The sequence below is a fragment of the Zoogloea sp. genome, from assembly GCF_044344315.1.
Lineage (GTDB): Bacteria > Pseudomonadota > Gammaproteobacteria > Burkholderiales > Rhodocyclaceae > Zoogloea.
On sequence record NZ_JBIJDC010000053.1, the window covers coordinates 1 to 18,912 of the forward strand.

General features: G+C 63.6%; 17 protein-coding genes. 6 read left to right on the top strand and 11 right to left on the bottom strand.

What is annotated here, in order from left to right; all coding sequences use genetic code 11:
- The 5 genes from ACIQ09_RS12560 to ACIQ09_RS12580 all read right to left on the bottom strand — a co-directional run.
- Positions 1-388 (bottom strand): transposase (locus tag ACIQ09_RS12560; protein WP_398310118.1); only part of this gene is annotated, 388 nt, incomplete at its 3' end.
- A gap of 700 nt (positions 389-1,088) precedes the next feature.
- Positions 1,089-2,201: an ABC transporter permease gene (locus tag ACIQ09_RS12565; RefSeq protein WP_398310121.1), complete on the bottom strand. Its 1,113-nt coding sequence runs from the start codon at positions 2,199-2,201 to the stop codon at positions 1,089-1,091.
- Between the two features lie 16 nt (positions 2,202-2,217).
- The gene (gene rbbA, locus ACIQ09_RS12570; RefSeq protein ID WP_398310124.1) at positions 2,218-4,965 is read right to left on the bottom strand and encodes a ribosome-associated ATPase/putative transporter RbbA; all 2,748 of its coding nucleotides are present in this window, start codon (positions 4,963-4,965) and stop codon (positions 2,218-2,220) included.
- Positions 4,962-6,032 carry an HlyD family secretion protein gene (locus ACIQ09_RS12575; RefSeq protein WP_398310127.1) on the bottom strand — a complete coding sequence of 357 codons (1,071 nt, stop codon included), beginning with the start codon at positions 6,030-6,032 and terminating at the stop codon, positions 4,962-4,964. The genes rbbA and ACIQ09_RS12575 overlap by 4 nt, the downstream gene beginning before the upstream one ends.
- A complete protein-coding gene (locus ACIQ09_RS12580; protein ID WP_398310130.1) occupies positions 6,029-7,471 on the bottom strand; it encodes an efflux transporter outer membrane subunit in 1,443 nt (480 codons plus the stop codon). Before ACIQ09_RS12580 ends, ACIQ09_RS12575 begins: the two co-directional genes overlap by 4 nt.
- Positions 7,472-7,678: 207 nt before the next feature.
- Between ACIQ09_RS12580 and ACIQ09_RS12585 the strand changes: the two genes are divergently transcribed.
- The 6 genes from ACIQ09_RS12585 to ACIQ09_RS12610 all read left to right on the top strand — a co-directional run bounded on the left by ACIQ09_RS12585 (position 7,679) and on the right by ACIQ09_RS12610 (position 13,901).
- Entirely contained in the window at positions 7,679-8,326 is a 648-nt protein-coding gene (locus ACIQ09_RS12585) for a TetR/AcrR family transcriptional regulator (RefSeq protein ID WP_398310134.1), read from the top strand.
- Positions 8,327-8,559: 233 nt separating this feature from the next.
- Complete coding sequence (locus ACIQ09_RS12590; protein WP_398310137.1) at positions 8,560-9,951, top strand: aromatic ring-hydroxylating dioxygenase subunit alpha; 1,392 nt, start codon at positions 8,560-8,562, stop codon at positions 9,949-9,951.
- A gap of 41 nt (positions 9,952-9,992) precedes the next feature.
- Complete coding sequence (locus tag ACIQ09_RS12595) at positions 9,993-10,562, top strand: aromatic-ring-hydroxylating dioxygenase subunit beta (RefSeq protein WP_398310140.1); 570 nt, start codon at positions 9,993-9,995, stop codon at positions 10,560-10,562.
- A gap of 72 nt (positions 10,563-10,634) precedes the next feature.
- Complete coding sequence (locus tag ACIQ09_RS12600) at positions 10,635-11,948, top strand: amidohydrolase family protein (RefSeq protein WP_169148352.1); 1,314 nt, start codon at positions 10,635-10,637, stop codon at positions 11,946-11,948.
- A gap of 99 nt (positions 11,949-12,047) precedes the next feature.
- The gene (locus ACIQ09_RS12605) at positions 12,048-13,631 is read left to right on the top strand and encodes a phytoene desaturase family protein (protein WP_398310143.1); all 1,584 of its coding nucleotides are present in this window, start codon (positions 12,048-12,050) and stop codon (positions 13,629-13,631) included.
- A gap of 21 nt (positions 13,632-13,652) precedes the next feature.
- Positions 13,653-13,901, top strand: a complete 249-nt coding sequence (locus ACIQ09_RS12610; protein ID WP_398310146.1) for a hypothetical protein — start codon at positions 13,653-13,655, stop codon at positions 13,899-13,901.
- Between the two features lie 30 nt (positions 13,902-13,931).
- Here the strand turns inward: ACIQ09_RS12610 and ACIQ09_RS12615 are convergent, their stop codons facing one another.
- The 6 genes from ACIQ09_RS12615 to ACIQ09_RS12640 are packed head-to-tail and all read right to left on the bottom strand — an operon-like array spanning position 13,932 to position 18,861.
- A complete protein-coding gene (locus ACIQ09_RS12615; protein ID WP_398310149.1) occupies positions 13,932-15,143 on the bottom strand; it encodes a multidrug effflux MFS transporter in 1,212 nt (403 codons plus the stop codon).
- Positions 15,136-15,261 carry a hypothetical protein gene (locus tag ACIQ09_RS12620; RefSeq protein WP_398310152.1) on the bottom strand — a complete coding sequence of 42 codons (126 nt, stop codon included), beginning with the start codon at positions 15,259-15,261 and terminating at the stop codon, positions 15,136-15,138. The genes ACIQ09_RS12615 and ACIQ09_RS12620 overlap by 8 nt, the downstream gene beginning before the upstream one ends.
- Positions 15,261-16,187 (bottom strand): zinc-binding alcohol dehydrogenase family protein, encoded by a 927-nt coding sequence (locus ACIQ09_RS12625; protein WP_398310155.1) that lies wholly within the window; start codon positions 16,185-16,187, stop codon positions 15,261-15,263. The genes ACIQ09_RS12620 and ACIQ09_RS12625 overlap by 1 nt, the downstream gene beginning before the upstream one ends.
- 10 nt (positions 16,188-16,197) lie before the next feature.
- Entirely contained in the window at positions 16,198-17,025 is an 828-nt protein-coding gene (locus ACIQ09_RS12630; protein WP_169148357.1) for an SDR family NAD(P)-dependent oxidoreductase, read from the bottom strand.
- 44 nt (positions 17,026-17,069) lie between these two features.
- The gene (locus ACIQ09_RS12635) at positions 17,070-17,894 is read right to left on the bottom strand and encodes an enoyl-CoA hydratase/isomerase family protein (RefSeq protein ID WP_398310159.1); all 825 of its coding nucleotides are present in this window, start codon (positions 17,892-17,894) and stop codon (positions 17,070-17,072) included.
- Between the two features lies 1 nt (position 17,895).
- Positions 17,896-18,861, bottom strand: a complete 966-nt coding sequence (locus tag ACIQ09_RS12640; protein ID WP_398310162.1) for a lactoylglutathione lyase — start codon at positions 18,859-18,861, stop codon at positions 17,896-17,898.
- Positions 18,862-18,912: the final 51 nt, after the last annotated feature.

Genomic DNA, 18,912 nt, shown 5'->3' on the forward strand with positions numbered 1-18,912 from the left:
GCGCGCTCAGGCACTGCGCCGCAGCCGCCATTGGCCAGTACACGGTGATGAGCTGATCGCCCTGGCGTAGTTCGATGCGGATGTCGGCGCTCGGCGCGTTCAGTGCCAGAGGAACAAAACCTGGAGACACTGAGGCCCCCTGCGCCTGGGGCGATGGCGCACTCATGGCGGGCAAGGATGCAGCCCGAGTTGCGCTCTTATGAGCCGGATCGCTCTCGAGTACCCAGCGCCGAACGAGGTTGGCATTGAGGCCGTTGGCCAGCGCAACCACAGCCGTTGTTGAAACGCCGGGTGCCTTGCACGCGGCCACGATCTCTGCCTTAAAGGTGTCGCTGTACCGACCACGACGCCGACCGGCGGTGGGAAGATTGATTGTTGAAGCGTCCATGTGTCCTCCAGAAGATGGTGTTGGAGGACATGATCGTCAGGGGATTACGAGCGACTGAGAAGATGACTTGGCTGGACGCTTACGACACTTACGCCATGCCTACAAGCTGTTCCTCACATGCTTGTTGCTGAGCCAGGCATCCTTCCCTCGTTTGGCCCCAGCCTGCATTGGATGCAAGACCTGCGCGATAGCGTCGGTAACATCTGATATCCCCGTGATTCAGGGCAACGGGTACCGGGCGGGGCAGAGCTGACACTTCTCACGCGGCTAAACCATGACGCACAGATTCTCGCCATGCCCCGGGTCACGGCGTGAAAATGCTCTTGAGGCTGCTGTCGATCTGTCTTTTCTCCAAGTACCCACTTGAGTTTGTATCACTGCTCGCGGCCTTACGCATCTCAGCAGTCCCGCCACCCTTTTTCGGGGATTGTCCAGCACCTAAGGTATCACTTTAGACCAGCAAGCCTTCAACTGGTCAGCATCCTTGCTGCTGACCTTGGCATGGAACTCGGTACGGGTTGGTCTGGTGGGGACTTGTTCGATGGGTTCCGCCTTGCCGGGCGCACTCAAACAGCACGTCGGCATTCGCCTGCGGGGCTCGCTCCCCGATGACCACAACAGACTCCAGCACGCCCACGATGCCGTGTGGGCGCACTCGGGGAAAAATGGCAAACATCGAAACTCCCATAGAGGTCAGCACTCAGGCCATCTGCCCAATGGCCTTGCGAAAGCGCGCGAGGGATAGCGTGAAGAGCACCGCACCAATCACCAGCAGGTAGGCGAACGGCTTCCATACCAGATCGAGCCCTGCTCCGCGGTAAAGGATGGCCTGGCTCAATTCAATAAAGTGTGTGGTGGGCGCGAGCAGCATCAGGCTCTGCACCAGTTCCGGCATGCTCTCCCGCGGGGTGAGGCTGCCGGAGAGGATCTGCAGCGGCATCAGTGTCAGCATGAGCAGCAAGCCGAACTGAGGCATGCTGCGCGCCAGCGTTGCCATGAAGATACCCATCGAGGTTGTGGCGAACAGGTGCAAGGCGGTTCCGACCAGAAACAGCATTACGGAACCTTCAATCGGGACATGCAGCGCACCGCGGATCACCAGGTTCAGCGACAGGGCCGCCGCTACGAGCACCACCAGCCCGCAGGCCCAGACCTTGGCGAACATGATCTCGGTCGGCGTTATCGGCATCACCAGCAGGTGCTCGACGGTGCCATGCTCCCGCTCTCGGATCAACGCTGCGCCAGTGAGAATGATCGACAGCATCGTCACGTTGTTCACCACCTCCATCAGCCCGCCGAACCAGGACTGCTCCAGCGCCGGATTGAAGCGCGCGCGCAGGGCCAGATCCACCGGCGGAACAGTGCTGCCCCGGTAACGCTGGACGAACTCATTCACCTCTCCCATCACAATCTGCTGCACATAGGCATTGCCGCTGAAAGCCTGACTCATGCGGGTGGCGTCCACGTTGAGCTGGATCCTGGGCGAGCGACCGGCCAGCACGTCGCGCTGGAAATTCGGCGGAATATCCAGCACGAAGGTATAGCGGCCGGCATCGAGCCCCGGGTCCACCTCGTTCAGGTTGAGGTGTGCCGGCTGCGTAAAGCGCGGTGGGTAGAAGGCCGACGCTATCCGTGCCGACAGGGCCGAAGCGTCCTCGTCGACGATGGCGATCGGCGCGTTGTGCAGCGTCTCCGGCATCGTGGTGGCGGCCATGTAGATGGCTACGGTGAAGGTCCAGGCGATCAGGAAGATCATCATCGGATCGCGGCGCAAGCTCCACAGCTCTTTGACGCCCAGGCGATAGATGTTCATCAAGTGATGACGCACGTCAGGCCTCCTGTTTCTTCAGCAGCACCACCGATACCCCGAGGATCACCGGCACGGCGATCAGCAGCGGCCAGAACGCACTGTGCAGATCCGCAAAGCCCAGCGCCTTGCTGAACACGCCGCGGCTGATCATGAACATGTGGCTGGCTGGATAGATGTCGCCGAGCAGGCGGCCACCGCCTTCCAACGACGACACCGGATTGATCAGGCCGGCAAACTGTATTGCCGGAAGCATGGTGCCGAGCATGGCCAGGAACATCGCGGCAATCTGGCTGCGCGTGACGGTCGAGGCCAGCAGGCCCATTCCGGTCGCACTCAGGCTGAACAGGAAAGCGCCGGCCAGCAAGGTCGGAAAGCTCCCGGTCACCGGCACGTCAAATACAGTCACAGCCAGCAGGCACATCAGCAGAAAGTTGAGCATCGCCAGCACCAGATAGGGCGCCTGCTTGCCAAGCAGAAACTCGATGCGGGTGATCGGCGTGACATACAGATTGATGATCGACCCCAGTTCCTTCTCGCGCACGACGGCCAGCGCGGTCAGCATGGCGGGCAACATCAGCAGCAGCAGTGGGATCACCGCAGGCACCATGGCCGGCAGACTCTTCACGTCAGGATTGTAGCGGTAGCGTGTCTCGATACTTGCCGCGCCCGGGCTCATCTGCCCTCCCCGCTCGTGCACCTGTTCGAGCAACCACAACTGATGCATGCCCTGCACGTAGCCGCTCACCGTTTCGGCGCGCTGCGGCATCGCGCCGTCGATCCACGCGCCAATCTGCACGGCCCCTCCGCGCGCCACATCCCGCGCGAAACCGGGCGGGATTTCGAGCGCCAGCGACAGCTCGCCACTGCGCATGCGCCGGTCGAGATCGGCGTAGTCGGCAAGCGGTGGGCGCTCGCTGAAATAGCGGGAGCCAGCCAGGGTGAGAGCATAATTACGGCTCAGTGCGGTCTGGTCACGGTCGAGCACAGCAAAGCGTAGGTCTTCCACGTCCATGCTGATCCCGAAGCCCATCACGAACATCAGCAGCAGCGAGCCGACCAGTGCCATGGTGGCACGCACCGGGTCGCGCTGCAGCTCCAGGCTTTCACGCCACACATAACTGTAGATGCGGCCCAGACTCTGATGAAATCGGCGCCCTCGAGCCGGCTTGGTGTGCGGTGTAACGCGGTTTTCTGCCGGCGCTGTGCGCTCTTCTGCAGCGCCCCCAACCGCGCGGTCCGCTTCGATCAGGTAGTCGATGAAGGCGTCTTCCAGCGTGGCCTTGCCACGTCGGGCGATCAATGCAGCCGGCGTGTCACTGTCGAGCACCCGGCCGGCATGCATCATCGACATGCGGTCACAACGCGCGGCCTCGTTCATGAAGTGCGTCGAGATGAAGATGGTCACCTTGTCGCGCCGCGCCAACTCGATCATCAGGCGCCAGAAATTGTCCCGGGCGATAGGGTCGACGCCGGAAGTCGGTTCATCGAGGATCAGCAGCTCGGGCTTGTGCACCATCGCCACTGCCAGTGACAGGCGCTGGCGCATCCCCAGCGGCAAGCTCTCGGGCAAAGTGTCGAGCACATCGGCCAGGCCAAAACGCCTGACCATCTCATCCACCCGCGCCGGCACTTCGGGGGCCGGCACATGGAAGAGGCGTGCGTGCAGCACCAGGTTCTGGCGCACGCTCAGCTCGCCATACAGCGAGAAGGCCTGCGACATATAGCCCACGCGCCGCCGCGTCGCCATGTCCTTGGGGTCAACGGGCCTGCCGAACAGCCACGCGTCGCCCTCGGTAGCGGCGAGCAGGCCGGTGAGCATCTTCATTGTGGTGGATTTGCCGCAGCCATTGGAGCCCAGGAAGCCGAAGATCTCGCCCCGCCGGATGCGGAAATCCACGTGATCCACCGCCACAAAATCACCGAAGCGCATCGTCAAACCCCGCGCTTCGATGGCGATATCGGCCTCGCCGGAATCCTCCAGCGGCGGAATTTCAACCGCCGCATGGCCACGCCGCTTTTCCTCCGGCAAGAGCGCAATGAAGGCCGCCTCGAGCGTCGCGGCGCCGGCACGGGCCATGAGTTCCTGCGGCGTGCCGGTCGCCAGCACCCGGCCGTCGTCCATGGCCACCAGCCAGTCAAAACGCTGGGCCTCGTCCATGTAGGCGGTCGCAACGATCACGCTCATGCCCGGGCGGCTCCGGCGAATGCGTGCAATCAAATCCCAGAACTGGACGCGGGCCAGCGGATCGACACCGGTGGTCGGCTCGTCGAGAATCAGCAAATCCGGGTCGTGGATCAGCGCACAGCACAAACCCAGCTTCTGCTTCATGCCCCCCGAGAGCTTACCCGATGGGCGATCGAGAAACGGGAACAGCCCGGTGCTGCGGGTCAGCGTATCGATGCGCCGGCGCCGCTCGGCCGTGCCGTGGCCAAACAGGCGGGCAAAGAACTGCAGGTTTTCTTCCACCGACAAGGTCGGGTAAAGGTTCTTGCCCAGTCCCTGGGGCATGTAGGCGATGCGCGGGCAGACGAGATCCCGGTGACGCTTGCTGCCCATGTCCCCACCCAGCGCCTCAACTTGGCCCTGCTGCACGGCCCGGGCGCCGGCGACCAGGGCCAGCAGGCTCGACTTGCCGACACCATCAGGACCGATCAGGCCGACCATGCAGCCGGCCGGTACGTCCACTGTCACCCCATCGAGGGCGGCCGTCCTGCCATAGCGCAGGTGCACGCCTGCCAGACGGACCACCGGCACAGCGGAGGTCATGGCGTGACCTTCTTCTCCAGCGGCAGCGGCCACGCCGCCTGCGGATCGATCTTCACCCAGGCCACACCCGGCAAGCCCGTCTTGACCTGCTGCAGGTGTTTCATCAGCAGCTCGCGATCAATCTGCGCCTTGACGCGGAACATCAGTTTCTGGCGCTCGCTGACCGTTTCCACCGTCTTTGGGGTGAACTGGGCGGTGCTGGAGACAAACGAAACCCTGGCCGGAATCACGAACTGTGGTGCGGCATCAAGCACGATGCGCACCTCGCTGCCCAGCGCTACTTTGCCAACCACGGTTTCGGGCAGAAAGAAGCTCATGTAAACCTCGGTGAGATCCACCAGGTTGAGAAGCTTGCCGCCGGCGCCCAGCACTTCGCCCGGCTGGGCGACCCGGTATTGCACCCGGCCGGCGCGCGGCGCCTTGAGCAAACTGTCGGCGAGGTCGGCATCGACGCGTGCAACGCTCGCCTTGGCCGCCGCCACGCTGGATTGGGCACCGGTAACCTGGGTACGCGCGGCAGTGATGGCCGCCCGCGCGGCCGCCACCTGGGCCTTGGTGGCCACCACCGCGGCCTGGGCACTGCGGGCCTTGGCGCGGTCATCGTCCAGCTCTTGCCCCGACGACGCCCCCTCTTGGGCCAGTGTTTCGGAACGCACCAGGCGACGCTGCGCCGCATCAAGCTCGCTTTCACGCTGCACCACCAGCGCCTGAGCCGCCTGATGATCGCTATCGCGCAAGGCCACCTGCGCCTCGGCCCCGGCCACCGCCTGCAAGGCCTGCTGGTAGCGGGCTACTGCCTCGTCTCGCTGGGCCTGCAAGCTGTCGATCTGCATGCGGGCAAGCGGCTGACCGGCGCTAACGAAGTCGCCTTCACGCACCAGGATGTCCTCGACCCGACCGGCCAGCCTGGTGGCTACATCGACCTCGGTCGCCTCGATGCGGCCATTGCCGCTGGCCAGTCCCTCATTCGGCCCGTGGTTGCGCAGTGCGCTCCAGGCGTAGTAGCCCAGCGCTACGGCAGCTACCAGAGCAAGGGCGGGAATAAATTTCCTGACAGTGGGGTTCATGGTCTTGCCTGCGTCTCGTTCGTTAAATCGGTACAGACGCCGGGCGCGCCACCGCCGAGCGCCGAATACAGCACCACTTGCGCACTCAGCAACGCCCGTCGCGTCTGCACCACCTGCTGCTCGACGGCCAGCAACTCGCGCTCGGCATCGAGCACTTCCAGGTAGCGCGCTGCGCCACTGTCGTAACGCAGCTTGGCCAGCCGCGCCCGCTCGGTCTGCACCGCAAGGCTGGAGCTCAGCATATGTACCTGCTCGCCGAGCCAGTGGCGCGCCGCCAGGGCATCGGCCACATCGCGGAAAGCCGCCTGGATGACCTGCTGATAACGCACCACAGCTTGTTCGCGCCGCACCCGGGCCAGATCGAGGGCCGCCTCGCGACGTCCGCCATCGAAAATCGGCAAGGAGACACTCGGCGCGAAGGTCCACGCGGCACTGCCATTGCGGAAAAGTCCGTCCAGTTCGGCGCTGGCGGTGCCGAAAGACCCCGTCAATGCAATACGCGGAAAGAACGCCGCCCGCGCAGCACCAATATTGGCGCTCGCGGCTTTCAGGCTGTGTTCGGCAGCCACGATGTCGGGTCGAGCAGTGAGCAGATCGGATGGAAGACCCGGCGCCAGTGCACGAAAGGTGGCGTTCTCATCGAGATGCTCGGCCGTCCGCAGCTGACCGGCATCCATGCCAGTCACCAGGGCCAGGGAGTTAGCCTGTGCGGCCCGCGCCTGTTCAAGCTGGGCCAGCAGCGTGGCGGCTTGCTGCCACAAGACTTCCACCTGCGTCAGCTCCAGCTTCGAGGTTGCGCCGAGCGCCACCCTGCGCCGAAAAATGCGCAGCGATTCGGCGCGGCTGGCAACCGTGCGGCGGGTCAGGGCAAGGCGCTCGTCGAGTTCGCTCAAGCCCAGGTAAGCGTTACTCACTTGGGCGATGAGGCTCAGGGTGCTTGCCGCGTGCGCGGCGTCGGTGGCCAGATAACTTTCGAGGGCGGCAGTCTCCAGGCTACGGACACGACCCCAGAAATCTGCCTCCCAGCTGTTGAAACCGACGCCCAACTGGAACTGGCTGCCGATAACCCGCTCTCCACTGGCGCTCAGGTCGGCGGGAACCCGCGCACGCGCCGCATCCAGGCCCATGGACACGGCCGGAAAACGTTCCGCGCGCTGGATACCATAAGCCGCGCGCGCCTCTTCGACGCGAAGCAGCGCACCGCGCAAGTCCCGGTTGTTGACCAGGGCCTGGTCGACCAGGGTTAGCAGGCGGGAATCGGTGAAGTAAACGCGCCAGCAGATCTCCGCTGCTGTTGTCATACTGATCGCGGCACCTGCATCGGGATAGGTTGCAGGCACCGGCAGCGGCGGCCGCTCGTGGGGTGGTGCCAGGCTTGCACAGCCGGCCAGCAAAACGGAGACCGCCAGCGGTAAAGCCCGCCGTAACCGGGGAAACATCGCTGTACTTGGCATTTTCAGCAAAACGCACGGAAGCCGCCGCCCACGACTGCCGAAACAAAATCAGGGTCAATCCGCTTTCAGGGCGGGGACTGCGGACCATTACCGACCAACCGGTCGTTAGTATATTCTCATGCCAGACTCCGGCGTGAAGATCTCGCTTCGGTTATCTTACGCACCCCTCAAGCCCCCATCGGGCGCCATCCCATGCCTAAATCCGACAAACCGGCTGACGAAACAGAAACACGCCCTCCACGCCAACGCCTGTCGCCGGACACCCGCATCCCGCTGATTCTCGACGCGGCGCTGGTCGAATTTTCGGCGCGTGGTTACAACGCCACCCGCATCGACGACATCGCGGCGCGGGCCGGCCTGTCCAAGGGAGGGCTCTACGCGCACTTTTCCGGCAAGGACAAGGTTTTCGAGGCCCTGCTCAAACGCTCGCTGGTGGCCCCGGTGCTGGAGATCGAGTCGCTCCTCGACCACTCGGCCGGCATGCGTACCCTCATCGAACACCTCGTCGATCTCCTTCATGCGCAACTGGCCGATCCCGCGGTGCGGTCCACCGCGCGCCTGCTGTTCTCCGAAGGCCATCGTCTTCCCGATGTGGTAGCGCTGTGGCGCCAAAACACCCTCGATGCCATGCACTTTCAGCTCGGTGTGCTGCTGCGCCGCTGTGTCGCCCAGGGCTTGTGCAAAGACAGTACGGTGGTCAGGCATCCATGGCTGATCCTCTCGCCGGTCGCCCATACGCTTATCCAGCAGCTGGCCTTCGGCACACTGCCGCCCAAGGAGCTTCGGCAAGCCAGGGACGCCCACGTAGACATGCTCTGTGAGCTGCTCCTTATGACGTGAAGACCGGGAGCCCTCAAGAACCACCACAAAAAAGAACACTTATCTGATAAGTGTTCTTTTTTTACGTGCTAAAGAAGAATTTATACCGCTTTTTCTCTCTCTTCGTAAATTCATAGCCAGTTGACCTAGGTCAAATCAACCATCCTGGCCGAATGGGACACTTTATTTAAGTTAAACATTTTTCTTAAAAGTGTTTACTTTTAAGCAGTGTAATCCCAAAGGAGGAAAAGGCAATGCAGAAGAATTCACAGCGCACGCTGGCCGACGGGACCCGTATTTCAGATCTGATCAATCTGGAAACCCGAGAGGTCGCCATGCGGACCCTGTCGGACCCGGAGCTGTATGAACTGGAAATGGAGCGGATCTTCGCCAAGACCTGGGTCTTCCTGGGTCACGAGACCGAGATACCCAAGTCTGGCGATTTCATGGTGCGCGACCTGGGTTCGGATTCCGTGCTGGTGACGCGGGACAAAGACGGCATCAACGTTTCGCTGAACGTCTGTCCGCACCGAGGCATGAAAATTTCGACCCTCGACTGCGGCAACACCCAGGCCCACGTGTGTATCTACCACGGCTGGGCCTTCAAGCCGAACGGCGACTTCATCGGCGCGCCCGTCGAGAAGGAATCCATGCACGGCAAGCTGCTGACCAAGGAGCAACTCGGCCTCAAGAAGGCTCGCGTAACCATCTATGGCGGCCTGATCTTTGCCACCTGGAACATCGACGGCCCGAGCTTCGACGAGTTCCTGGGTGATGCCAAGTGGTACTTCGACACGCTGTGGTGCCGCACCGACAAGGGCATGGAAGTACTCGGCCCCCCGCAGCGCTTCACCATCCGCGCCAACTGGAAAACCGCCTGCGAGCAGTCGGCCTCGGATGGCTTTCATGTGCTCACCCTGCACCGCTGGCTGTCTGAAGTCGGCCCCTACCGCAAGCCGGGTAGCGAAGGCGGCGGCGGCGACCTGACCCCGGAGATGTACGGCTCCGAGGTGTACACCGCCCACGCCCACACCATGCGCTGCATCGAACTGGACAGGAAGATCCGCCGCCTCACCGGCAAGGACCCGTCCGAGCTGTCGGTCAAGGAAAAGCTCGAAGCCCTGCCGCCGCCGGGTGTCACCCAGGAAATGATTCCGGAACTGCTGCGCAACCTGAGTGAAGATCAGTTGAAGGTCATCACCTGGCGTCCGCCGCAGGTCGGCAACTTTTTCCCCAACGGCCTGTTCGAGTTTGTTTACATCCCGACCCCCGATGGCGTGATCGGCGTGATGGCGCTGCATGCCTACGTGCCCAAGGGCCCGGACAAGCTGGAATTCGTTAACTGGATTCTCGCCGAGAAGGACACCCCGCCGGAACTCAAGGCCACCATGCTGCGCCTCGGTGTGCAGCTGCTGGGCACATCCGGGATGGTTGAGCAGGACGACTCGGACACCTGGCCGCACCAGACCCTTGCCGCCAAGGGTGCGGTCAGCAAGCACATTACCCTCAAGTACCAAGCCATGTACGAGACCGGCAAGCCCGAAGGCTGGCCCGGCCCCGGCGATGTAGGCGACGGCTTCACCAAGGACGACACCCAGTGGCGCTGGTGGCAGTACTGGCACGAACTCATGACAGCCGAAAGCTGATCGACGCGCCAATCCAACCAGACCACATTCGGGAGACATCCATGCTGCAGAACCTTCTTGAACCCACCCCGCTGCCCCCGTCCGTGCGCGCCAACCGACTCGCCATCGGCAGCCCGGAATACAACGAGATTCTCGACTTCCTCTACGACGAGGCCGAGATGCTCGACAACCTGCGTCTTGCGGAATGGGGCGAGCTGCTGACCCAGGACCTGGAATACAACGCCCCGCTGCGTCACACCCGGTCCACCGCCCAGTTCGATCAGACCTACATCCGCACCGTCCAGCACCTTCACGAGAGCTACGGCTCGATGCTGATGCGGATCAAGCGCATCACCGACACCAAGAGTGCCTGGGGCGAAGACCCCCCGTCACGGGTCAAGCGCATGGTCAGCAACGTTCGCGTCTACAAGACCGACAAAGCCGACGAATACAAGGTGGAAAGCTACCTGCTGGTCACCCGCAGCCGCTTCGACTTCGACTACTTCGACCTGATTCCCTGCGTGCGCTACGACATCCTGCGCCGGATCGAGGGCAGCCTGAAGCTGGCCCGCCGGGAAATCCTGCTGGACCAGGTGGTCATCGGCACGCCCAATCTGGGCATCATTCTCTGATCACGGCATAGACCGGAAAACCGCACACGCCGTCCCTCCCGGCATTGGGGGGCGACGGTCAGGAGACAAGACATGAAACTCGAAGACCTCATCCTCGTCAGCATCGACGACCACGCCATTGAGCCGCCCAACGCCTTCGCCCGCCACATGCCGGCGAAATTCAAGGGCCGCGAGCCGCACATCGAATCCCGTGGCGGACGAGACGTGTGGGTGTTTGAAGAGCGCGCCACCGGTTACATGGGCCTCAATTCGGTGGTCGGCCGCCCCAAGGAAGAGTACGGCATGGAGCCCCTCGGCTACGAGCACATGCGCCGCGGCACCTGGGACATCCAGGCCCGCGTGGACGACATGAACGCCAACGGCGTGCTCGGCTCGATCTGCTTTCCGACCTTCCCCGGCTTTGCCGGCCAGCGCTTCCAGACCTACCCCGATCGCGCCGTCTCCCTCGCCGCGATCCAGGCCTACAACGACTGGCACCTGCACGACTGGTGCAACGCAGCGCCGGGCCGCTTCATTCCGCTGGCCATCGTGCCCTGGTGGGATCCGGTCGCCGCCGCGGCAGAAATCAACCGCATGGCCAAGCTCGGCGTGCATGCCATCACCTTCTCCGACAACCCGGCCCTGCACGGTTTTCCGTCCATCCACGACCCTTACTGGGACCCGATGTGGAAGGCCTGCGCCGACAACAGCGTGGTGATCAACTGCCACATCGGCACCGGCGCCAAGGCCGACCACGCCTCCGATCTGTCACCGATCGACGCCTGGATCACCTCGATGCCGATCTCCATCGCCAATTCGGCGGCCGACTGGATCTGGGCTCCCATGTGGAAGAAGTACCCGAACCTGAAGATGGCCCTGTCGGAAGGCGGCATCGGCTGGATTCCCTACCTGCTCGAACGCGCCGACTTCACCCATCGCCACCACAAGGCATGGACCAATGCCGACTTCGGCGGCCAGAAGCCCAGCGAAGTCTTCAAGAAGCACATCATCACCTGCTTCATTGAGGACGATTTCGGCCTGCAGAACCTCAAGCACATCGGCGAGGACATGGTCGGCTGGGAATGCGACTACCCCCACTCCGACTGCACCTGGCCGAACTCGCCGGAGGTCGTATGGGAAAGTTTCAAGCACCTGGCGGACGAGACCATCAACAAGGTCACCCACCTGAACGTGATGCGCGAATACAACTACGATCCCTTCGCCCTCCTCGGTCGAGAGAACTGCACCGTCGGCGCCCTGCGCGCCCAGGCCAAAGCCAAGGGTGTGAACACCGCGCCAGCCCTCGGCATGGGCGGTGCCGCACCGAAGCGCGAGGCCGGCAAGCCGGTCACGTCGGGCGACATTAACGCCATGTTCAAGCAGGCCGACGCCGAGACGGCACTCTAAGCCCCACCTTCGCAAGCCGCAGCCCCTTTCATGCCATCGGTGTCCCGCCGTGGCAGGGGCCAGCTTGCGCCCACGAATTGACCCGGGAGATTCCCAATCATGAGCGAAACATTCGATATCGTCGTGGCCGGTGGCGGCCATAACGGGCTGGTTGCCGCCTGCTACCTGCAAAAGGCCGGTCTCAAGGTGTGTGTTGTAGAGAAGAACGACAAGGTCGGCGGCGGCGTCATGACCCGCGAGCTGACCGTGCCGGGCTTCAAGCACGACGTCTGTTCAGTAGCCCACACCCTGCTGCAGGCCAATCCGCTGCTGCGCAACGACGAACTGGAACTCAAATCGAAGTTCGGGCTGAAGTACATCAACCCGGACAAGATGACCGCCATCTTTTACGACGACGGCACGACCCTCGAGTTCTACACCGACCTCGAACGCACCTGCCAGGCCATCGCCAAGTTCTCGGCCAAGGACGCCGAAGCCTACCGGCGCTTCAACCATCAGGTCTTCCAGAACCTCGACATGATGGTCATGGGCATGTTCCATTCGCCCCCCAGCGCCAGCACCCAGGCGGTGATGATGGAACAGAGCGCCGTCGGCCAGGACCTGATGCGCACCCAGGCCATGAGTGCCTGGGATGTCATCTGCGAATGGTTCGAGAACGACAAGGTCAAAATTGCCCTCGCCCGCTACGCCTCCGAAGCCATGATGAACCCGTTCAACAACGGAACCGGTTTCGGCTTCTACATCATCCTGCCCTTCATGCACCGCTACGGCGTGGGCATTCCGGTCGGTGGCTCGGGCGCCTTCGCCGACGCGCTGCGCACCTGCCTCGAATCCCACGGCGGCGTGGTCCGAACCTCGGCACCCGTGAAGCAGATGCGCATGCAGGGCAGCAAGGTGACCGGCGTGGTGCTGGAGTCCGGCGAGGAAATCGTTGCCACCCGCGCGGTGATCTCGACCATGCACGTCAAGCAGGTCTTCCCCGACATGGTGCCCGGTGCCAGCCTGCCGGAAGGCTTCGAGCCACGTATCCGCGGCCTCAAGCACAACAGTTTCCAGCCCTTCAACCTGCACCTGGCCTTGCATGAAGCGCCCCAGTACAAGGTTGGCCCGGCGGTGGACGACTTCTTCTGGGTCGAGCGCTCCCATTCCAACTGGGAGGACTTTGCCCGCGCCTTCTCCGACCTCGAGTTCGGCATCCCGCGCCGCGACTTCATCGCCTACGTCATGCAGGACGTCTACGACAAGACCCGCGCGCCGGACGGCAAGCGTGTGCTCAACATGTACGCCTTCGCCCCCTACAACGTTAAGGGCGGCCCGCAGAAATGGGATGAAATCGGCAAGGAAGTCGCCCACGGCTTCCTGGATGACCTGCGCAAGCTCACCACCAACATGAGTGACGACAACATCATCGGCTTCTCGTGGATGACACCGCTGGACATCGAGCGCCACAACAACGCCATGATCGGCGCCGACATCCTGCACTTCGGCTCCTACAACTGGCAGATCGGCGGCAACCGCCCGGCGCCCGGCTACGGCCAGTACAAGTCACCGGTCGATGGCCTCTACATGGCCGGCGCCAGCACTCACCCGGGCGGCGGCGTCACCGCATCATCGGGTCGCAACGTGGCGCGAGTGCTGATGGAGGAGTTCAACATGGATTTCGACAAGCTGGTCGACGCCTGACCAGCAGGGAGCTGCCAGACCATGAAGATGTTCAGCAAGGAAGGGATCGAGATGATGGAAGTCAAATCGATTCAGCAGGATGGCGACAATCTCGTCATGAAGGGCAAGGTCATGGGCTCAATGTCCACCGTGATCCTCATCAAGCCGGAGGACTGCTGGCAGGCCGTCAAGCTGCTCGGCTGGCGAACGCTGCTGCACATGCCGCTGATTCTGTTCAAAGGCTATTGGCAGGCGAAAAAGTCGGCGGCGGCCAAGGTGGCCAAGGCCTGATTCATCCTGCGCTGCTGGCGGCACGACCCCTCACTTCGAGAGTCGTGCCGCCAGCAGCACACCAAGCCCGGCACACAGGCACAGACCGGCGGCACCCAGAGCAAGGCTCAGCAGCGAACCCCACAACAATGGCGCCAGCACGGCGGCGATAAGCGCATTGAAGGCTGTCTGGACGAACAACTGCACCGACGACGCCATGCCCCGGCGCTCCGGCACGCAATCGAGCCCGCGTACGGTCAGGGTCGGGATGGCCAGCGACATGCCGAGGTTGAAGACGAAGATGTGGATCACGTACCAGGTGACGCCGGCAGGTGCGATGAAGCACACGACGATGTCGTAGCACATCGCACACCCCATGATCAGAAAGGCGCACTTGAGGGTGGTGGGCAGCGACCAGCGCTGGGCAACCCGCCCGGCCAGCGCGGAACCCAGCATCAGGCCGCCGGTAGCCGGGCCGAACAGCCACAGGAAATCCGTCTCTCCGAGGCCCAGGTGCTGCATCAGGAACACCGGCGCCGACAGCACATACACAAAGAAGCCGCCAAACATGCACGCGTAGGCCATTGCCCAGGTCATGAAAGGCAGACTGCCGAAGACCCCCGCATAGCCCCGCGCCAGCGCAGAAAAATTGAAAGGCTGGCGTTTTTCCGGCGGTAAGGTTTCCGGCAGTCTCACGGCCACGGCCACAAAGAGGCTAAGGGCCAGCAGGCACAGAAAGATGAACACGGAACGCCAGCCAAAAGCTGCCTGCAGCCAGCCCCCCACCAACGGCGCGATGGCCGGCGCCAACCCGAACATCATCACCACGTGGGACATCATGCGCTGGGCCAGCGGCCCCTCGTGCAAGTCACGCACCACAGCGCGGCCGATGACAATGCCGGCCCCCGCCGAAAAGCCCTGAAAGGCGCGCAGCACCCACAACTGCTCGACACGGGTGGCCAGCGCACAGCCAAGAGAGGCCAGTGCATACACGGCAAGGCCGACCAGTACCACCCGACGGCGCCCCAGCGAATCGGAAATCGACCCGTGCCACAGAGCCATGAAGGCGAAGGAGGCAAAATAGATCGACACCGTCTGCTGGAGGGCGGTCCGGTCGGTGCCCAGCACCACCGCCATCTCGCCGAAGGACGGCAGGTAGGTGTTGATCGAAAACGGCCCGACCATGGCCAGTCCGGCCAGAATCACCGTGGTACCGAGGTAGCCCGCCCGGGAAGGATGCCGCTGCGGCAGAAGCTCAGCCATCCATGCCGAGCACAGCCGAAATATCGGCACTCGGGTCGGCGGCGTCGAAGTAGCGCTCGTCTTGCGGGCGCAACACGGCATTGCCCCGGGGCTGGATCACGTAGGAAATGCGTGGCATCAGCCGTGGATTCGGGCCGTGATCTTGGCGTGCGGGCCATCCACCTGGGCGGCCCACGCATCGGCGGCCTGGTCGAGGCTGTAGTCCACGTAATCGACGACGATGTTCTGTTCGCGGGCGATGACTAGCAGACGCTCCCAGATGGCCCGGCGATCGGCCGGCGGACGCTGGCCGGTGCCCACGCAGGACAGGCTACGGAACAACAGATCAGCAATATCCAGGTTCAGCTGGCGGCCTGCTCCGGTGCCTATGGTCAGGATGCGAGCCCCCCAGCGGGTAGCCTTGAGGGCGTTGAGCATGGGCTGTCCGCACACCAGATCGAGCACCACGTCGAAGCCGTCGCCGGAGACCGCCTTGAGGGCCGCCACGTCGTCATCGCCACCGAGTTGCACCGTCGCATCGGCAATGCCGCGCTCGCTCAGCCGGGCCAACGCAGTGCCGTTGCGGGCAGCGGCGACCACCCGACCAGCGCCCAGGTAGCGGGCCAGTTGCAGGGCGATCTGGCCGAGGGTGCCGGTGGCCCCGAGGATCAGCACGTTCTCGCCCGCCTTGATGTTGGCCTGCTCCAGCGGCACCAGTGCACCGGTGGCGGCGATACCCATCGCAATCGCTGTCCGGTCGTCCACGCCGTCGGGCACGTCCCACACCTCCTCGGCCGGCACCAGGGTCTGCTCGGCCCAGGCGCCGTAGGGCAGCACCGAGCGCTCGCCGAAATACACCCGGCGTCCGTCCGGCGCCCGGCCGACACCCTCGCCGCGAATTACGCAGGGGTATTCCACCCCCAGACGATAGGCCCCGAGCACGTCCCAGCCACCCAGGCCGGCGGTGTACACATCGATCAGGATGCAAGCCTCCCGCGTCTGGGGCGCCGGAAAATCGCGGATGACCGGGGCCGCGCCCCGTTCGGTAATCACAGCTGCGCGCATGGCTCGTCCTTTACATCTTGTTGCTGCCGGACTGGGCGAACAGCGCTTTCATGCCCACCATCGACGGTGTATGGCTCCCGAAACCTCCATCGGCGACGATGGTCGTGCCGGTGATGAAGGACGACTCGTCCGAAGCCAGGAAGGCCACCACATCGGCGATCTGCCGCGGGGTGCCGAGTTCCGGTGTCAGGTGGTTCTCGCGGATGATGGTGAGCAGCGCGGCGGGCATTGTCTCGTGGGCGTTTTCTGCCGGCGCGAGACCAATCTGCAGCGCGTTGGAACGCACGCCCTGCTTGCCGTACTGGGCTGCGACGGACTTGGCCAGCATCATCAGTCCGGCCTTGGAAGCGGCGTAGGCCGACAGGGTCACATCGCCCTGGGCACCGAGGCCGGAGGTGGCGAAAATCACCGATCCACGGCCGAGCTTGAGCATCTCGGGAATGGCGTGCTTGCAGCACAGCATGGCGCCACGCAGATTCACCGCCATTGCCCGGTCCCAAGCGTCCACGTCCATGTTGATGACGTCCCGGTCCTTCTGGCGCTGCTCCATGTTGAGGATGGCCGCATTATTGTGCAGCACGTCGATGCGCCCGAAGTGGGACACCACGGTCTCGACCATCGCCTTGACGTCGGCCTCCTGCGACACATCGGTGCTCACGCCAATGGCCTTTCCGCCGCTGGCGCGGATGCTCTCGGCCACGGCTTCGGCAGCCGCGCTGTTGATATCCACCACCACCACGCCAGCCCCTTGGGAAGCCAGCACGCGCGCACACTCTGCGCCGAGGCCACCGCCTGCACCGGTAATGATCGCCACGCGCCCTTCAAGTTTTCCTGCCATGTCTGTTCTCCGTCCAATCCTGTTGTGATGAATATGCTCGGGCCTTAGCGGCCGGAGAAACGGGGTTCGCGTTTTTCGCGGAAGGCCTGGGCTGCCTCCTTGACGTCCGATGTGGGGGCCAGCATCGCAAACAGGTCCAGCTCCAGGTCAAGACCCTTCTTCAGGTCCAGGTCCAGCGCCGCCCGGGCCGCCCGCTTCACGTAAAGCGTGGCCAGCGGTGGTTTCACGGCGATGCGCGTGGCGAACTCGGCGACCTCCTGCAGCAGGGTTTCGGCACTGCTGGCAATGCGCGTCACCAGGCCGATATCCCTCGCCTGTTCGGCGGTATAGCGCTCGCCGGTGAGCAATGCGTCCATCGCCCTCCCTGGCCCGATAACCCGGGCCAGGCGCTGGGTACCGCCGCCGCCGGGAATCAGGCCAAGCCCGGTTTCCGGCAGGGCGAAAATGGCTTCCGGCGCGGCAAAGCGAATGTCGCAAGCCAGCGCCAGCTCCATGCCGCCGCCCATGCAGTAGCCGTGGAGGGCCGCGATGACGGGCTTCTCGATCCTGTCGAGGGCCTCGATCCAGCGCGCGCGCTCCATGCGCCGGCGTACTTCAATCGACGATTCGGGGCCCCGCGACTCCTTGATGTCGGCCCCGGCGCAAAAGCCCCGCAGGCCTTCACCGCGAAAGACGATCACGCGGATCTGGGGATCGGCGTCGAGAGCCGCCAGGGCTGTCGGCACGCCACTGCGGATGTCGTCGTTGATGGCGTTGATCTGCCCCGGCCGGTTGAGCACCACCCAGCCGATGCCGCCTTCCCGCACCAGCGTGACCGCGGGGTTGATCACCTCCGTCACTGCGGCGCCTACTGCAGTCGCTTCGCCCATTTCAGCACTCCTCGAATTCGAAGACCTGGCCGTTCAGTTCGGCAGGATCGATCTTGATCAGGGAACCGCCGCCAACCGCTTCCGATTCCTGCACCCAGGTGAATTTCACGCCGCGCGCGCGCAGGTCTTCCGCCTTGGCGGCGAGGCCGTTCACCGCAATCCGGATGTAGTACGGGCCAGGGCCCCAGCTGTTCAGATAGAGACCGGCCTCGCTATCCCAGCGGGTCGCTTCGATCACATCGAGGGACGCGCTGTTCTGCAGGGTCAGGCCCATGGTGGCGCGGCGGTAACCTTCCCGGTGCAGGGCCTCCACCTCGCCGACGGGCTCCCAGTCCAGATTGCTGGAGCAGCAGCGCAGGGTGTGGTCCAGATCGCGCACCAGGAAACCGCGGGCCGTCACGCGGACCATGTCGCCCGGCTTCGGGTCGCGGGGCTGTGGGGCCGGTATGGCGAAGGTGTCAGCAGGCATTTGCAGCGGCTCCATCGGCATCACCTCAATGCACAGGCCACCGTCCACCACAGGGCGATAGCGCGGATCTTCAGGCGTCACGCCAAGCCACAGGCGATCAAAGGGCATCTCGGGGGTGCGCTGGGCCATGCGGAACGGCAGGCGGCGGCGCATCAGTTTGTCCACCAGGGCGTCGAATTTGGGGCCCTGGCAGGCCAGCACGATAGAGTGCGTCAGCATCGGGCGATGCCGGCCCTGGTAAGCCATCAGGCTTTCAAGGAAGTCGTGGAACAGCGGGTCGCCGGGGTTCGGACGGTCAAGATGCCACTGAGGCTCGACCCGTGTCGGTGATACCGCCAGGGACTTATGCACCCGCAGGAAGTGGGCGATGTAGGGATGGTTGTCAAAGGCCTGGCGCCAGTTCGGGTGAGAATGGATGCCCAGCTTTTTGACCAGTAGATCCGCCATCGCATCGGGATCCGGAACCATCATGTCGGCGCTCATCAACAGGTCGAACATTGCTTTTGTCTCCTTCTAATTGCGCGCACCGGTCCCTGGCCGGAACGAATC

Excerpts from the sequence above, each read along its gene's own strand:
- ACIQ09_RS12635 (WP_398310159.1), bottom strand. The coding sequence starts at position 17,894 with ATGGGCGAAGCGACTGCAGTAGGCGCCGCAGTGACGGAGGTGATCAAC.
- ACIQ09_RS12620 (WP_398310152.1), bottom strand. The coding sequence starts at position 15,261 with ATGCCACGCATTTCCTACGTGATCCAGCCCCGGGGCAATGCCGTGTTG.
- ACIQ09_RS12640 (WP_398310162.1), bottom strand. The coding sequence starts at position 18,861 with ATGTTCGACCTGTTGATGAGCGCCGACATGATGGTTCCGGATCCCGAT.
- ACIQ09_RS12610 (WP_398310146.1), top strand. The coding sequence starts at position 13,653 with ATGAAGATGTTCAGCAAGGAAGGGATCGAGATGATGGAAGTCAAATCG.
- ACIQ09_RS12565 (WP_398310121.1), bottom strand. The coding sequence starts at position 2,201 with ATGAACATCTATCGCCTGGGCGTCAAAGAGCTGTGGAGCTTGCGCCGC.
- ACIQ09_RS12600 (WP_169148352.1), top strand. The coding sequence starts at position 10,635 with ATGAAACTCGAAGACCTCATCCTCGTCAGCATCGACGACCACGCCATT.
- ACIQ09_RS12575 (WP_398310127.1), bottom strand. The coding sequence starts at position 6,032 with ATGAACCCCACTGTCAGGAAATTTATTCCCGCCCTTGCTCTGGTAGCT.
- ACIQ09_RS12605 (WP_398310143.1), top strand. The coding sequence starts at position 12,048 with ATGAGCGAAACATTCGATATCGTCGTGGCCGGTGGCGGCCATAACGGG.
- ACIQ09_RS12585 (WP_398310134.1), top strand. The coding sequence starts at position 7,679 with ATGCCTAAATCCGACAAACCGGCTGACGAAACAGAAACACGCCCTCCA.
- rbbA (WP_398310124.1), bottom strand. The coding sequence starts at position 4,965 with ATGACCTCCGCTGTGCCGGTGGTCCGTCTGGCAGGCGTGCACCTGCGC.
- ACIQ09_RS12580 (WP_398310130.1), bottom strand. The coding sequence starts at position 7,471 with ATGTTTCCCCGGTTACGGCGGGCTTTACCGCTGGCGGTCTCCGTTTTG.
- ACIQ09_RS12625 (WP_398310155.1), bottom strand. The coding sequence starts at position 16,187 with ATGCGCGCAGCTGTGATTACCGAACGGGGCGCGGCCCCGGTCATCCGC.
- ACIQ09_RS12595 (WP_398310140.1), top strand. The coding sequence starts at position 9,993 with ATGCTGCAGAACCTTCTTGAACCCACCCCGCTGCCCCCGTCCGTGCGC.
- ACIQ09_RS12590 (WP_398310137.1), top strand. The coding sequence starts at position 8,560 with ATGCAGAAGAATTCACAGCGCACGCTGGCCGACGGGACCCGTATTTCA.
- ACIQ09_RS12630 (WP_169148357.1), bottom strand. The coding sequence starts at position 17,025 with ATGGCAGGAAAACTTGAAGGGCGCGTGGCGATCATTACCGGTGCAGGC.
- ACIQ09_RS12615 (WP_398310149.1), bottom strand. The coding sequence starts at position 15,143 with ATGGCTGAGCTTCTGCCGCAGCGGCATCCTTCCCGGGCGGGCTACCTC.